At 65.5% G+C, this 521-nt stretch carries 1 protein-coding gene; it reads left to right on the forward strand.

Annotation, left to right across the window (positions count from 1 at the left end):
• Nucleotides 1–521: endo-1,4-beta-xylanase (locus ACFQSB_RS40630; protein WP_380832685.1), on the forward strand; the 521-nt coding region annotated here is incomplete at both ends.

Genomic DNA, 521 nt, shown 5'->3' on the forward strand with positions numbered 1-521 from the left:
CAGCGCGTTGCGCAATGCGATGATCAACCACATCAACGGGGTGGTGGGCCACTACAAGGGCAAGATCTACGCCTGGGACGTGGTCAACGAGGCCTACGCCGACGGCAACTCCGGTGGGCGGCGCAGCTCCAACCTGCAGTCGACCGGCAACGACTGGATCGAGGTGGCGTTCCGCACCGCGCGCGCCGCCGACCCGGACGTGAAGCTCTGCTACAACGACTACAACATCGACAACTGGACCTGGGCCAAGACCCAGGGCGTCTACAACATGGTCAAGGACTTCAAGGCGCGGGGTGTGCCGATCGACTGTGTGGGGTTGCAGTCGCACTTCAACAGCGGCAGCGCCTACAACTCCAACTACCGCACCACGATCTCCAGCTTCGCCGCCCTCGGGGTGGACGTGCAGATCACCGAGCTGGACGTCCAAGGCGCCTCGGCGACCACCTACGCCGCCATCGTCAACGACTGCCTGGCGGTGTCGCGCTGCGCGGGCATCACCGTGTGGGGCGTGCGCGACCAGG

The organism is Sphaerisporangium rhizosphaerae (assembly GCF_042665155.1).
GTDB lineage: Bacteria > Actinomycetota > Actinomycetes > Streptosporangiales > Streptosporangiaceae > Sphaerisporangium > Sphaerisporangium rhizosphaerae.